The 13,596-nt window shown below is 43.1% G+C and carries 16 protein-coding genes; 1 reads left to right on the top strand and 15 read right to left on the bottom strand.

Annotation, left to right across the window (positions count from 1 at the left end; genetic code table 11):
* Nucleotides 1-16: 16 nt before the first annotated feature.
* The 12 genes from F896_RS12115 to F896_RS12170 all read right to left on the bottom strand — a co-directional run bounded on the left by F896_RS12115 (nucleotide 17) and on the right by F896_RS12170 (nucleotide 10,490).
* Nucleotides 17-1,483, bottom strand: a complete 1,467-nt coding sequence (locus tag F896_RS12115) for an aldehyde dehydrogenase (RefSeq protein WP_016163299.1) — start codon at nucleotides 1,481-1,483, stop codon at nucleotides 17-19.
* Nucleotides 1,484-1,494: 11 nt separating this feature from the next.
* Entirely contained in the window at nucleotides 1,495-2,286 is a 792-nt protein-coding gene (locus tag F896_RS12120) for an aspartate dehydrogenase (RefSeq protein WP_016163298.1), read from the bottom strand.
* A gap of 9 nt (nucleotides 2,287-2,295) precedes the next feature.
* A complete protein-coding gene (locus F896_RS12125) occupies nucleotides 2,296-3,090 on the bottom strand; it encodes an SDR family oxidoreductase (RefSeq protein WP_016163297.1) in 795 nt (264 codons plus the stop codon).
* Nucleotides 3,091-3,112: 22 nt separating this feature from the next.
* On the bottom strand, nucleotides 3,113-3,928 hold the full coding sequence (locus tag F896_RS12130; RefSeq protein WP_016163296.1) for an alpha/beta fold hydrolase: 816 nt from the start codon (nucleotides 3,926-3,928) through the stop codon (nucleotides 3,113-3,115).
* 33 nt (nucleotides 3,929-3,961) lie between these two features.
* The gene (locus F896_RS12135) at nucleotides 3,962-4,483 is read right to left on the bottom strand and encodes a cupin domain-containing protein (protein WP_004652930.1); all 522 of its coding nucleotides are present in this window, start codon (nucleotides 4,481-4,483) and stop codon (nucleotides 3,962-3,964) included.
* A 33-nt stretch (nucleotides 4,484-4,516) separates the two neighbouring features.
* Entirely contained in the window at nucleotides 4,517-5,740 is a 1,224-nt protein-coding gene (locus F896_RS12140; protein ID WP_016163295.1) for an MFS transporter, read from the bottom strand.
* Between the two features lie 94 nt (nucleotides 5,741-5,834).
* Nucleotides 5,835-7,046, bottom strand: a complete 1,212-nt coding sequence (locus F896_RS12145; protein ID WP_016163294.1) for an NAD(P)/FAD-dependent oxidoreductase — start codon at nucleotides 7,044-7,046, stop codon at nucleotides 5,835-5,837.
* A gap of 27 nt (nucleotides 7,047-7,073) precedes the next feature.
* Nucleotides 7,074-8,006, bottom strand: coding sequence for a VOC family protein (locus F896_RS12150; RefSeq protein WP_016163293.1), 933 nt, complete (start codon nucleotides 8,004-8,006; stop codon nucleotides 7,074-7,076).
* Nucleotides 8,007-8,017: 11 nt separating this feature from the next.
* Nucleotides 8,018-8,782, bottom strand: a complete 765-nt coding sequence (locus F896_RS12155; RefSeq protein ID WP_016163292.1) for an SDR family oxidoreductase — start codon at nucleotides 8,780-8,782, stop codon at nucleotides 8,018-8,020.
* Entirely contained in the window at nucleotides 8,775-9,842 is a 1,068-nt protein-coding gene (locus tag F896_RS12160) for an aromatic ring-hydroxylating oxygenase subunit alpha (RefSeq protein ID WP_016163291.1), read from the bottom strand. Before F896_RS12160 ends, F896_RS12155 begins: the two co-directional genes overlap by 8 nt.
* A gap of 17 nt (nucleotides 9,843-9,859) precedes the next feature.
* On the bottom strand, nucleotides 9,860-10,159 hold the full coding sequence (locus F896_RS12165; RefSeq protein WP_016163290.1) for a recombinase-like helix-turn-helix domain-containing protein: 300 nt from the start codon (nucleotides 10,157-10,159) through the stop codon (nucleotides 9,860-9,862).
* A 25-nt stretch (nucleotides 10,160-10,184) separates the two neighbouring features.
* Entirely contained in the window at nucleotides 10,185-10,490 is a 306-nt protein-coding gene (locus F896_RS12170) for a non-heme iron oxygenase ferredoxin subunit (RefSeq protein WP_004652920.1), read from the bottom strand.
* 266 nt (nucleotides 10,491-10,756) lie between these two features.
* Here F896_RS12170 and F896_RS12175 point away from each other — a divergent pair, with 266 nt between their 5' ends.
* Complete coding sequence (locus F896_RS12175; protein WP_016163289.1) at nucleotides 10,757-11,569, top strand: IclR family transcriptional regulator; 813 nt, start codon at nucleotides 10,757-10,759, stop codon at nucleotides 11,567-11,569.
* Nucleotides 11,570-11,627: 58 nt separating this feature from the next.
* On the opposite strand, the gene F896_RS12180 is transcribed toward F896_RS12175, so the two are convergent.
* The 3 genes from F896_RS12180 to F896_RS12190 form a co-directional block, all read right to left on the bottom strand.
* Nucleotides 11,628-12,437 (bottom strand): SDR family NAD(P)-dependent oxidoreductase, encoded by an 810-nt coding sequence (locus F896_RS12180; RefSeq protein WP_016163288.1) that lies wholly within the window; start codon nucleotides 12,435-12,437, stop codon nucleotides 11,628-11,630.
* 113 nt (nucleotides 12,438-12,550) lie between these two features.
* Complete coding sequence (locus F896_RS12185; protein WP_016163287.1) at nucleotides 12,551-13,006, bottom strand: SRPBCC family protein; 456 nt, start codon at nucleotides 13,004-13,006, stop codon at nucleotides 12,551-12,553.
* A gap of 255 nt (nucleotides 13,007-13,261) precedes the next feature.
* Nucleotides 13,262-13,534, bottom strand: coding sequence for a hypothetical protein (locus F896_RS12190; protein WP_016163286.1), 273 nt, complete (start codon nucleotides 13,532-13,534; stop codon nucleotides 13,262-13,264).
* Nucleotides 13,535-13,596: the final 62 nt, after the last annotated feature.

Raw genomic sequence — 13,596 nt, 5'->3', positions numbered from 1 at the left:
TCATTCCATGAATGTATTAATTCGCCCAAGGATTTGGCTGCTCGCTTAATCCCATATAGATGCTTTTTTGTTGCATGTAAGACAAAATGCCTAAACGACCTTTTTCACGCCCGATCCCGCTTTCTTTAAAGCCACCAAATGGCGCTGAAATCGAGAATTTTTTATAGGTATTGATCCAGACCGTACCGACTTCTAAAGCACGGGCAATTTGCCATGCCTTACGATAGTTTTCAGTCCAGATGCCTGCGGCAAGACCAAAACAACTGTCATTGGCTTGCTGAATCAAATCAGCTTCATCGTCATATTTCATCACCACTAATACAGGGCCAAAAATCTCTTCCTGACAGGTTTGTGCTGAATTACTTAAACCCGTGATAATGGTGGGTAAGTAATAGCTACCTTTGGCAAATTCACCTTCGGTTAAGGCATGACCACCCACAAGGACTTGTCCACCTTCTTGTTTCGCTAGCTGTACATAGTGATCGACAGAAGCCAGATGTTTCGGATTAATCAAAGAGCCGAGATGTACACCTGCGGTTTCAGGATGCCCAACGCGCAAACCTTTGGTGATTTCAACCAGACGACTTAGGAATTGATCATAAATACTGCTGTGCACGAACAGACGTGAACCCGCAATACAGGCTTGTCCAGCCGAACTGAAAATACCGTAAGCTACACCTTTGGCTGCCAGTTCAATATCTGCATCTGGCAATACAATCGTTGGAGACTTTCCACCAAGCTCCAAAGATGTGGTGATCAGTTTATCTGCGGCAAGATGTGCCAGATGACGACCTGTGGTGGTTCCACCTGTAAATGAAATCTTGCGAACTAAAGGATGCTTCACAATCGCATCACCAATCACTGAACCTCGTCCAACTAAGACGCTAAGCAACCCTTTTGGTAGGCCTGCTTCTTCAAAGATTTTCGCAAGTTCCAACGCAATCAAAGAAGTCACTTCCGCAGGTTTTAGAATCACAGCATTTCCTCCTGCAAGTGCAGGTGCCAATTTCTGTACCTCACTGGCAATCGGTGAGTTCCACGGGGTAATTGCAGCGACCACGCCCACAGGTTCATGCACGCTCATGGTCATAAAATCTGCGGCACGTTGCGTGGTCAACTCGTCATTCAAGGTTTCACAGGCTGCTGCCACATAACGCGCTGTTGCTGCCGCACTCATGGTCAAGGCACGAGTTTCAGCCAATGGCTTACCATTATCACGGGTCTGTAGCTTTGAAAGCTCATCCACACGCGCTTCAATAATGTCTGCCACTTTATATAAAATACGGGCACGTTCATGCGGCATGCTGTTGCGCCACTCGGCTTTACGCCAAGCCGCATCTGCCTTTTCAATAGCTTCATTTAAATCATCTAAACTCGCCGTTGAAATTTCCGCATTCACTGATTGATCTGCTGGAAATACACTTTGAATCGTATTGCCTTTACCTAATCGCCATTCACCTGCGATATAAATTTCCTTGATCATGATCAAATCCTTTAAATCTGAATTGCTTCAACACTATTGCGACAAGCACGAATCACACTCAATGCAGCTAAGGTTGAGGTTTTTGGATTACTCGCTAATGGCACACCGACCAATTCAATGGTCATTTCACCAAATACACCTTCTGCCACAATCGTGTGCTTGTTTTTGTTGATGCTTGGATCAACCGTCAGTTCAACCATAGTTTCATCCATACCCAGTCCTGCCAGTGCAATCGTAGCTGCCACATTGGCATTGGCTGGAAACTTCAAAGCGGCTTCTCTGGCTGTACCACGGAAAAAAACCGTTGCTTCACTGACCTGATCGAGATCGACCAATTGTTCCGCATAGCTACCACGCCAGCTTTTGGGACTCTTACAACCCTTATACGTGACCTTTTCCAAACCACCTTCTTTGGCCGCTGAGATCCCATCGATCCCGGCAATTGCACCTGCCAATAAATGCAGATGCGCATCATGTCGTTCTGCCGTCGTTTTCAGTTGAAATAAAAATTCGTTATCGGCCAAAGTGCCCACAGAGATCAGGCCAATGGTCCAGCCTTTTTCCAAGACTTTTTGTGCATGTTCTTTCACTGCAGCCTGACCAGCCACTTCAATCACATAATCAGGTGTGCCCTGACATTCATCGATTGAAGAAATCACCTGTACATCAGCAGCGACCTGCGCCTGTACTTTTTCGACACTGCGAGCAGGCACCACAATCCATTTAAGTTGCAGGTCTTGGGGCATGTGGGCATACACTTCTGCCGCCATCGCTCCAAAACCAATCATCATCAACTGTTTCATGTGAACACCTTATAAATGTTTGTTAAATCCACCAGAAACATCCAGTGTCGAACCTGTGGTATACGATGCCAAAGGCGATGCTAGGAACACCAAAGCACGTGCTGGTTCTTCAGGTTTGCCTAAACGCTGCATCGGAATGCCACGATTCTTGGCAATATTGCCCGTCCACTGTTCCCAAGTCGCATTGGGATCTGAACGGGTTTCAAAACGGCGTTTCCACTGGGCTGATTCCACCATGCCCAACAGGATTGAATTGACACGAACACCGTACTGGGTAAATTCATGTGCCAGAGAATGGGTTAAATTCAGCAATCCTGCACGTGCAGATGAAGTCGCAATCATGTGCTGTTCAGGCTGTAGTGCCAACAAAGAATTGACATTGGTAATCGAGCCACAGGCTGAATGTTTTAAATCATTTAAAAATGCACGTATTGGATGTAATACACTGAAATACTTGAGTTCAATTTCTTTCATCCAGTCTTCGTCTTGTGTATTTTCAAAATTAGACACACGCCCCTGACCTGCGTTATTGATCAGCATGTCGACATTGCCTAGATTCTGATTGACCTGTTGTGCAAAGCGTTTTACATCTTCTTTATCCAAAACATTGCAGATACTGGTGAAGATATTGGCATGCGGATATTTTTCTAAAATATATAGTTTTGATGAAGCTAGACGTTGCTCATCTCGACCACACCATGCCACCTTGGCACCTTCTGCAACTAAAATTTCGACTGCAGCCAAACCAATGCCTGACGAGCCACCTGTTACAACTGCTACTTTTCCTTCAACTTGGAAGCTCATATCCATATCTCTCGTTTAAGTCTTAATGTGCCGATAGAACAATGTCGTTAAACTGTTCAGGTTGATCGACATAACTCAGATGACCTGCATCTGTAATGAGATGACATCGGCTCAATTGCATTTCTATAGCAAGTTCCTTGATCGCTTGCGCAGGCGTAATTCCATCCTTGTCACCTGCAATCACCACACAAGGAACAGTAAGTTCTGTTAAATAATTTCGAATTTCGTCATACGCCAGCAAATAAGATGCTCGGGTAAAACCATCTAATGTCAGTTGCCCCATCACCTCACTGACCAAAGCCAGTGCCTGAGGGTCTTGTTTATAAATCAAATGCGGTCCACGGCTGGCAGCCATTCCTGCATTGCCCAAGCTTTGCAACATATTCGGGCGTTTTTGATAAACCTGTGCTTTGGTCTCTTCATTGGAACGTTGATAACCTTGTGCCGCATTCGCAATCACTAAAGTCTGTACCCGTTCAGGATAAACATAGGCAAAAGCACTGGCCTGTAAGGCACCCAATGAATGACCAACTACAATGGCTTTTGAAATGTTCAACGCATCCATCAAGCCCAATACTCGCTCCGCATAATCGGCTGCATTGGGTTGATCTGTGTTTAAACCATCGGATGAGCCATAACCTGGTGCATCCCAGGCGATGACATGAAAATGCTGACTGAGTGTCTCTAGCTGATTGATCCAGGATGCTGAACCTGAGCTAATCCCATGCAATAAAACTAGCGACTGACCTTGGCCTGCTTCACGATAAGCTTGCACAGCGCCATTTACGGCAACGGTTTTCACTGGGTATTTCGCTAAGTTCTCAATCAGTGTCATCATGTCATTCCTTGTATTTGGCTCTAATCAATCGGATTAACGTTTGATTTGAGACAGTGGATGCTCAGGTGGATAGTTCGGAATGGTCGGTTTACCAGCACCCAACATCACACACATCAAGGCATCTTCCTGACCCGGATTAAATAAGCCACGATAAATCCCCGGTGGAATCGAAATTAAGTCACGCTCTTTCAGTCTGGTCTCGAACTTTTCACCGTTATGTTCAATGAACAGGTCAATCTCGCCACGCAACATGAAAAACACTTCTTCCACATCGTGATGAATATGCAAAGGCCCTTCACATTGCGCAGGTAAAACCATGGTTGAGAAGGTAAAGTTTTCAGCTGGAACAGTATTGCCATCATTGACCACACCGGTTGCACCAGTACCCATATAACGCATTTGTGCACGGCGATATTTCGGGTCATAGTCCGCTTGGAACTTCAAAGCATCAAAATCATATTTACGTGTTTCAAAGCGTGCGATACGGGTATTCAACCAATCTTGTAAATTTGTACCTTCAGGTTGTGTCCATGATTCGAATTGTTGAGTAGTCATGTTTTAACTCCCAGATTTTGTTCAATATTTTGATTAATAACGTTTTAATAAAGGAACTAAGAAGAACGATCCGATCACGGCAACGGCTGCCAAGAAGGTAATTCCTAAATTAAAACTGTGGGTTTGCATCACGATGTAGCCGATCAGAACAGGCGCAATTGCGCTGGCAAAATTACCCATTCCATTGAAAATTCCACCCGCAGTTGCACCAACATCGGCAGTTGTGACACGGGCAAGTAAAGCGAATACTGCTGCAACACCAAAGCCCCAAGCCATGGCACTTAAAGACATAGCAGCGATAACGAGAATTGGGTCAGTCATAATGACCATGACATACATAAAGATGCCTGCCACCAATAAACCACTGAAGACCTGAACAGCACGGCGGCCCAACTTGTCAGACAGGAATGCACCAATCACTTCACCAATCAGCATGGCAATGAATGGAAAGCTTGAATAAACACCGAACTCTTTGAGGTTAAAGCCTTTATCCTGAATCAGATAAGAAGGTACCCAACTGTTTAGGCCCCAGAGATAGGTCATCAATGCAATATTGAAGATACACACCAACCAAAATGCACGGTTCTGCAATAGAATTTTGGTGTTGTGAATATGGCCTTTGAAATTGACGCGTTTGCTGGTCGATTCCAGTTCGATGGTTTTCTTGAGCTGTAAATTACGTAAACCAAATGCAATCGCCAGTAATGCAATGACCGTTAAACCTGACATCACAAAGAAGGTGGTATGCCAGTCGTGCTTCGCAAGCACTGCGGCGGTAATTGGAAAACCGAGGAATGCACCAATTGGGGTTCCTAACAGGAACATGGTCGAAGCACGTGCTTGCTGGCGGTCGGTATAGGTTTGTTTTACGATGGCGTAGGCCAGTGCAAACAATGGTCCCTCAGCCAGACCAAGCAAAACGCGCAGGATCAACATGCCGGTATAGTTGGTGGTAAAGCCCATACAGAACATTAAGATGCCCCACGATGCGACACTCCAGAACAGCATTTTCTTCGGATTGAAAATATCGCCCAGAAAGCTTAAAAACACCGAGGAGAACCCATAGGCCAGCAAGAAGCTGGTCATCAACCACCCGAGCTTGGCTTTGTTTTCTGCAATCCCCATCGCACCTTGAAAGTGCGGGTCAGCAAATAACACCGCAATACTAATTTTGTCGAAGAATGCCAGTACGACACACACCATCAGGACGAAAGCAGGAACCCAATGCTTTAATCCACTTTTCTCTTCATTACTCATACTTCATTCCTTCGATTGAGTCATGAACCGGATTTAGGGCTGTTGATATTTCACAAATACTTGCGATAGCTGAAAGGTCAACAGCCCCTAAGGTTTATGGTTTGAGTTTCATTACATTAAATTCAGGGTCTGCTAATAAGTTTGGGTCTAACACGGTATTCGACTGCATCCAGCGCTTTGCCAGTTTGACCAGTTTTGAATCATTGATAGCGATCATGTTCAACAAACGGTTTTGATCATCTAAGTACAAGTAGCTGCATTGATCATCTGCGCTTTTTCGAACAACAATCTGCCCTGTTTTTTCAGGTTGATAAGTACCTAAAATCTGAATATTGAAATGATACTGATCTGACCATAACCACGGAATATCGCTATATTCAGTCGCTATTCCCAACATCGATTTTGCAGCAGCAATGGCCTGATTCTGTGCATTGGCCCATGACTGGATGCAATAGCCAAGCCCCGGATGAATCGCAACATCACCTGCGGCATAAATGTCTTGATCTGAGGTTTGACCAAAACCATTCACCACGATGCCATCTTTTACATCCAAACCCGCATTCACGCCCAATTCTTTGGCTATATCCGCACCAGCACCTACAACGACACAATCAAACAGCTCACTTGCATTCGGATGATTGACCACTTCAACTTTTTGCTGACCCGCTTCAATCAAATGCAAATTTTTACTGTCTAAATGAATCTGGGTGCCCTGCTGCTCATGCATGTTTTTCAAGAACTCAGAGACATCTGGACTGACACTACGTGCACATAATCGATCTCCATATTCAAAAATATGAACTTCTTTGCCTTGTTTACGTGCCGTCGCCGCAATTTCCAACCCGATCCAGCCACCACCAATCACGGCTAACTTTTGCGAATGCTGCAAGATTTCAGCCAAGCGCTCACAATCCTGAACATTGCGTAAAGTCACCACATTGGGAATAAACTGCCAAGTATTGACTGGAACACGTGCTCGACTGCCTGTGGCAATCAACAATTTGTCATACGGTAAAACCTGACCGCTTTCCAGAACCACTTGTTTCTGCTGGCGATCCACTTGCGTTGCTAGCGCAGGTTTATGCCACTGGATATTAAAAGCCTGCACCTGCTCTGGAGAAAACAGATGCAAGCTTTCATAAGTGGCTTCTTTTGAAAGCACCTGTTTTGACAATGGTGGGCGTTCGTAAAACACACGGTCTTCATTTGAGACCACATGAATTTCACCTGAATATCCATTCTGGCGCAAAGTACTGACTGCCCAACCTGCTGCTTGTCCTGCACCAACAATTACGATTCTTTCCATAGCTTGTTCTCCCTGCCTGATCTGTACTTATGCAGGTTTAACCTGACGACGGGTATGATCATCCAGACCGCCTTCAATCGCCCATTCTGTAAAGAGTTCCAGACGATGTTCTTCGATGCGTGGCTGCCATTCTTCGGTCAGGTAGTCATCATTGGTGTAATACTCAAACGCGCCACCAAGTGGTGAATTGACATACCAGAAATAAGCCGAAGAAATCGGATGACGACCTGGACCAATAAAGGTTGACCAATCAGAACGGTTCATGTGCAATCCGCCACCAATTACCTCGTGAATATCACGAACCACGAATGCCACGTGATTGAGTCCAGCTGGTTTATTTGGCACCGAAAGTAAGAACAGGTCGTGATGAAAACCTTTACCACGGCAACGCAAGAATGCGCCACGATTGCGATAGGCATCAGATAAATAAAAACCGAGTTTCTCACGATAGAAATTTTCAGTCTTTGCTAGATCTGGGGTGAAAAACACCACATGACCAATCGCAACAGGTTGTCCTTTGTCATATACAGGACTGGCTGCATTGACACGTTGTACATTGCCATATTGGTTAATGCCTTCGGTTTTTAAAGCAGGCAGCTCTTGCGTAAAGCTCTTTTGGAAACGAATGGTCATGCCATTCGGATCTACACATTGCACTAAATCAACACTGGCTTGAAAGCCATCAACATCATTTAACGTTAATGCTAAATTTGCCAAATCCTGTGTTGCATCATCTAAACCCCAAGTCACTTCACGTAAGGTTGAACCTGATTCAATTGCAGGGGGTAGACGTTGATCATCACAATCAAATAAATAGATCTTGCTGCCATTTTGTGTCTGGTAAAGATCCGTCCCTTCAATATCCGACTGGCTTTGCTTAAGCCCAAAATCTGCCAAAAACTTATTCGAAGCCGCTCTGTCTTCAACGCCAAACTTTAAAATCTCAATCCCTGTAATCATGAGATGACTCCTTAATTAAAGACAAAACCGCCATTTACTGGGATATTTTGTCCAGTCACAAACGAGGACAAATCTGATAGTAAATAAAGGGCTGTTCCGTTCAAATCCTGTGGTAATTGCTGACGTTGAATCGCACGACCGTTGACATATAAATCATGGCGCTCTTGCGGCACATAAGCTGTTGCTTCAACCAAAGTTAAACCTGGTGATAGCGTGTTAATACAGATATTGAATGGTCCAAGTTCTCTGGCCATTGAACGTGTCATCGCAGTCAATGCCCCTTTACTCGCCACATAGGCCATCAGATTCGGCGCGCCCCATAAAGCAGTATCCGAAGCGACATTAATAATCTTGCCGGCCTGAGACAGCTTGAGATAAGGCACGCATGCCTTGGTCACCAACCACGTGCCTTTCACATTGATGTTCATCACCCGATCCCAAAGATCAGCGTCATAATCCATCATGCTTTTGCCACCCACATTGGTTGCCAGTGCCGCACAATTCACTAAGCCATCCATGCCACCCATACTTTTAGCTGCTTGTTGAACCGCCTGTTCAATCGAGTTCGCATTTGTAAGGTCAATGGTGACTGCATCAACGCTTAAACCTTGTCCTTGCAAAGCAACAGCTTCTTGTTGCACCAGATCGGTCAAGACATCTGCCATCACCACTTGGGCACCTGCTTCTGCAATGGCCTGAGCAAAGTCTCGTCCCAAGCCTCTTGCCGCACCGGTGACAAGGACTTTTTTGTCCTGCAACAATGCGACATTAACCATGAACTTGTTCCTGCATTTCAATACGGTTTGAGCTATTGAGTGCGGCAATTTTCTTTAACTGTTTTTCCGCTTCTTTTTTCATTAAACGGCGTAAACGAGAAAGACCGACATCATGTTGATAAAGGAATTCGTGTTGACGTGCATTCGGTGCAAGATTTTCTAAAATAATCCGATCCTGCTCCAACACATCCCAATGCAATTTTTCTAAATGGTTACGATACAAGAAACGCCAAACATTACGTTGCCAGCCACTGACTTTACGGCAGCGCCAGAAAAATACACGGGTATTGTTGGCATCAATTGGGGTCGCATAACCTACAATCCAGAACTCACCGCCTGGACCAAAATCTTTACGATACGGGATTGAGAGACGTAACCAGCTTGCACCAGTATTGGCATATTCAACCCAGTCAAAATTGACCCCGATTTGACCTTCTTTTTCAAAAACAAAACCATTTGGTGTTGAACGGTGTTTCATTTCAGCAGTACGGTCACCTTCCGCCATTGAATGTGATGTGCAATGCAAATAACTACCATGCATCGGGTCCATGACATTATCAATTGCGTACTGGTGATTCACTTTCCAGTCCGCCTGACACAAGAATGAACTCCACTCTTCACTTGCCAGTTGTTCAGGAAAATCTAATGGCTTCGGTGCTTCATTGGCATCAATCCCAAACCACATGAAAATGGCACCATGTTGCTCAATCACTGGATAGCTTTTGACACATGATGTGCCTTTCATTGGACAGTCATGTACCGCAGGCACATCTTCCACCACGCCATCATGGCGAACTTCGACACCGTGATACCAGCAAGCAACCCGATTACCCAGATTCCAACCCAAAGAAAGACGAGCGCCACGATGCGGACAGCGATCTTCTAAGGCATGGACCTGACCTTCTGCATCACGCCAAACCACAATATTTTCGCCTAAACGGGTAATTCCGACAGGATTAGCCGCTACTTCCCAACTTGCTAGCACTGGATGCCATTGGTCGCGTAAACCCAAATCCAAATATTCTTCTACACTTGGTGTTACTGATACTGCTGCGTTCATCACTATTCTTCCTTGAATTAATAACCTAAACGTTGCATTTCTTCTGAGAAGGTTTCAGAAGTCCAAAGCTCACCAGATTCACAACGAAAGCCTTGTTGATTTAAAGACTGCACTAAATCACCAAGTTCTGTTATGCCTGCTGCAAAGGCTTTAATTAAGTATTGAACAAAATCTTGCTCATAGACCGTTGGCTCTTTATAGCGCGTTTGCCAAATCAGAAGTTCTGCTTGACCTGGTATCTGGATATTGTTAATCCCTGCTTCAGTCGCTGGCGTGGCATGAATCCAGTTCGCTAGCTTCTTATTAAATGTTTCCATGAGATTCCATCCTTATAAATAAGACTTATAGTTGAATTTGAACGTCCTGCCCTTCAACACGTACTGGATAAGTACATAAATCGCGGCACCCTGGTCCACTTTTCAACGCACCTGTTTGAATATCAAAAATGGCCTCATGTAATGGACATTCCACGGTTTGATCTTCAATAAAGCCTTCTGTAAGTAAGGCAAAGGCATGCGGGCAAACATTCTCAATGGCAAAATAATTGTCATCGATGAAAAATACGCCAATTTTTTTACCGTCGACTTCTATGGCTTTCGGCTCATCTTCGGTAACGTCGTCTTGCTGACAAACTGAGATCCAACTCATCCTTGCATCCTCATTTGTTTTATATATAAAACAATATTTGATATAACAAACTTTAATAAAGAATACTCCTATGCTGTTTTTTATGTCAAACAATATAAATCTTTAAAAATCATTAATTTGATATTTACTACACATTATTTTACGTTTTACTTGAGAAATTTTGTTTCATATATAAAACTATCTTTTAATTATGCTTTGCAGTTAGAATAGAATCCTAAGAAAATTAAATTTTTATGACTTACGTTTTTTTTAGGGAAATTAAACTGATGAATTCAAGCATTGAAACAGACTCTCAAGAATCTGAACTCACAAAAAATGATGATCGCTATTTAGTCCCTGGCTTAGTGCGTGGCTTAGCAATTTTGCAAGCCTTTAATCAACAAACCCAAGAAATGACCATCACTGAAATTGCCGAAGTTCTCGATGTAAACCGTTCCAGTGCCTTTCGACTGATCTACACGCTGGAATCATGCGGCTTTCTACGCAAAGCGTCACAAAAGACCTATGCACTCGATTCGAAGGTGATGGAACTCGGCTTTAATAGTTTGTCTAAACAATCCTTATTAGATTTAGCCACACCGTTGATGAAAGAACTGCGTGATCAAACTCAACTGGCTGTGCATTTATCCATTTTGGAAGGCACCCATATTGTTTTTATTAATAACATTCAATCGAATGGCACCTTTACCAGCAATATTGGTTTAGGCACGCGCTGGCCTGCACATGCCACTGTAATTGGGCAAATGATGCTGGCCGATCTTAGCGAAACGGAAATTCGTGACCGTTATAAAAACTTTAATCAATGGGATACATTCTCAGAACTCACCCCAAAAAATCTCAAGGAGCTGTTACAACGCCTTAGTTTTGTTCAAACTCAACGCTCCATGGTCAGTTGGGGACATTACAATCACGATATGGCGGCTTGTGCTGCACCGATTTTTAAACAATCCACTCATAAAATGGCGGCGGTACTCTCAGTCAGTTGTCCTTTAGGCAGCTATGATGAACATTATTTTAGAAATGAAATTGCCGATACAGTGATTCAGAGTGCAGATAAGATTTCTAAATTTATCTATTAAAAGATAAGGAAAAAAGCAGCTTTAGCTGCTTTTTTCTCAGATTTTCATACCTCAATCATCACGATTGATCGGTCTTTAATTTATTTTTTAAACGTTTATCCATCGCATCAAATAAAGGACGAGACAAATTCATCATCCATGTGGGTACGGTATTCAATACCGCATTGGCAACCAAGCCTGTTTTACTGCTGACACGATAGGATTTATTTTGGATCGCTTTTACAATCCAGCCCGCAGCAGCAGGTGTATCCAACATTTTCATGTGTTTGTAGATTGCGGTCTTGGATGACATCGGTGTTCGCACCATCGGAAAATACACAATACTGACGTCAATGCCTTTACCTTTTAGTTCCATAGATAATGAACGGGAAAAGGACTCTAGTGCAGATTTACTAGCGAGATAAGCCGAGAATAATGGAATTGGCACTTGAGTAGACATGGTCGATATATTGACAATATGCCCTGCGCCATTGGCTAAGAAATGCGGCAATAAACCCAGCGTCAAATTCACTGCTGCAAAATAATTAATCTGCATGGTACGCGTGTAGTCATGAAGACGATCTAGTGATTCAAGAATCGGACGGCGAATGGAACGGGCCGCATTATTCACCAAAACATCAATTTTCTGATGTTCAGCTAAAATCTGAGCGATGCAGCTTTGTGCTTGTTCTCCATCAGTCAAATCGGCCTGATAAATGGAGACTTGCCCGCCTTGTGCCTGAATTGTGCTTTGAATTCGTTGCAACTCATCTAAACGACGCGCAATCAGGCAGACCTGAGCACCAGCTTGTGCCAGTTGCATTGCGGCCTGTTCACCAATTCCACTTGAAGCTCCCGTAATAATGATGGTCTTACCCATTACGTCCATTGTTTTTCTCCTTGAACACAATCTCGCTTCGAATCTATTGATTTACTCATACGACAATTACTGTAGCGTATCCTGATCAAACCAATGTTGTTTTCTATTTTGTATTCATTTCACTATAGGGCTTTAATCTGAAATTGATTAATTTGGGTTGCAATTTTCTTTAACCCACGCGTTGCGGATAGCTTTAGCTGCATTAAGCTTATTTCTGTGAGTAATGGGACTTTGCTCTCCAACCAGATGGTATAGGTCAAATGGGTACGTCCATCTGATTCTTCAAACTCCAAACGTCCTAAATGGTAAGTAAAAAAGCAATTCTTGATCATTTGATATTCAATCATCTGATTGGGCAAACTGTGCGTGATTTCTTCTTGAATCGGTTTCAGTACACCAAGCCCCATCTTTCGTATTGAACCAACGCCATCCGTATTATGTTCATCCTCAGAGGTCTTAATCACAACCGATTGCAGCGGCCATAACACAGTATTAAAAGTACGATGTTTAGAAAATATATGAAAAATGAGGTCTACAGGTGCATTGAAGCTTTGTTTCATCACAACAGATTTAGGCATTTGACATCATCCTTTTGAGCTATCTCCCGAAAATTATTTGAATATGAGGCGGCAGCATTAAATATATAAATCGTAATCTAGATGACTTGTGATCTACCCCATCTCTTCATCAGAATTTCGGCACTATTGTAATTATAGAGTCCCCCTTTGATATATCTTGACACTGCTTTTATTTTTTGACTTTTTGTGCCAATCAAATCTAGATAAAAGCATATAAAAACCATGACATTACTGAAAATAAAATCGCGACATCAATTAACACTCACAAGTACCGAACATGTTATAAACAAAATATACTGGAGCATCTTCTGGATAGACATCGCTATCTTTAATCATGAATAAAACGCTTTCACTTAATATAATCAAAACATCTTGATTACGGCTAACAACAGTCCCTTTGCTTATTATTTTATTGAATTTACCGATATTATCAGCATCATGTATAAAAAAAACTTTTCGCCCTGACTTAATATGACTTGGAATAACTTTCTTATATAAACCACAATTCTTACACACCCATTTCTTCACTATCAATTCTCAAGAACAAAAGGAAGATCATATTAAAAATTAAGCTGATTGAGTGGACATAA

Source organism: Acinetobacter genomosp. 15BJ (assembly GCF_000400715.1).
Taxonomy (GTDB): domain Bacteria; phylum Pseudomonadota; class Gammaproteobacteria; order Pseudomonadales; family Moraxellaceae; genus Acinetobacter.
Note: the sequence above shows the minus strand (reverse complement) of the source record. Positions and strands in the feature narration are given on the sequence as shown.

Bases quoted from the DNA above. Each gene is read 5' to 3' on its own strand.
- F896_RS12115 (WP_016163299.1), bottom strand. From the start codon at position 1,483: ATGATCAAGGAAATTTATATCGCAGGTGAATGGCGATTAGGTAAAGGC.
- F896_RS12120 (WP_016163298.1), bottom strand. From the start codon at position 2,286: ATGAAACAGTTGATGATGATTGGTTTTGGAGCGATGGCGGCAGAAGTG.
- F896_RS12125 (WP_016163297.1), bottom strand. From the start codon at position 3,090: ATGAGCTTCCAAGTTGAAGGAAAAGTAGCAGTTGTAACAGGTGGCTCG.
- F896_RS12130 (WP_016163296.1), bottom strand. From the start codon at position 3,928: ATGATGACACTGATTGAGAACTTAGCGAAATACCCAGTGAAAACCGTT.
- F896_RS12135 (WP_004652930.1), bottom strand. From the start codon at position 4,483: ATGACTACTCAACAATTCGAATCATGGACACAACCTGAAGGTACAAAT.
- F896_RS12140 (WP_016163295.1), bottom strand. From the start codon at position 5,740: ATGAGTAATGAAGAGAAAAGTGGATTAAAGCATTGGGTTCCTGCTTTC.
- F896_RS12145 (WP_016163294.1), bottom strand. From the start codon at position 7,046: ATGGAAAGAATCGTAATTGTTGGTGCAGGACAAGCAGCAGGTTGGGCA.
- F896_RS12150 (WP_016163293.1), bottom strand. From the start codon at position 8,006: ATGATTACAGGGATTGAGATTTTAAAGTTTGGCGTTGAAGACAGAGCG.
- F896_RS12155 (WP_016163292.1), bottom strand. From the start codon at position 8,782: ATGGTTAATGTCGCATTGTTGCAGGACAAAAAAGTCCTTGTCACCGGT.
- F896_RS12160 (WP_016163291.1), bottom strand. From the start codon at position 9,842: ATGAACGCAGCAGTATCAGTAACACCAAGTGTAGAAGAATATTTGGAT.
- F896_RS12165 (WP_016163290.1), bottom strand. From the start codon at position 10,159: ATGGAAACATTTAATAAGAAGCTAGCGAACTGGATTCATGCCACGCCA.
- F896_RS12170 (WP_004652920.1), bottom strand. From the start codon at position 10,490: ATGAGTTGGATCTCAGTTTGTCAGCAAGACGACGTTACCGAAGATGAG.
- F896_RS12175 (WP_016163289.1), top strand. From the start codon at position 10,757: ATGAATTCAAGCATTGAAACAGACTCTCAAGAATCTGAACTCACAAAA.
- F896_RS12180 (WP_016163288.1), bottom strand. From the start codon at position 12,437: ATGGACGTAATGGGTAAGACCATCATTATTACGGGAGCTTCAAGTGGA.
- F896_RS12185 (WP_016163287.1), bottom strand. From the start codon at position 13,006: ATGCCTAAATCTGTTGTGATGAAACAAAGCTTCAATGCACCTGTAGAC.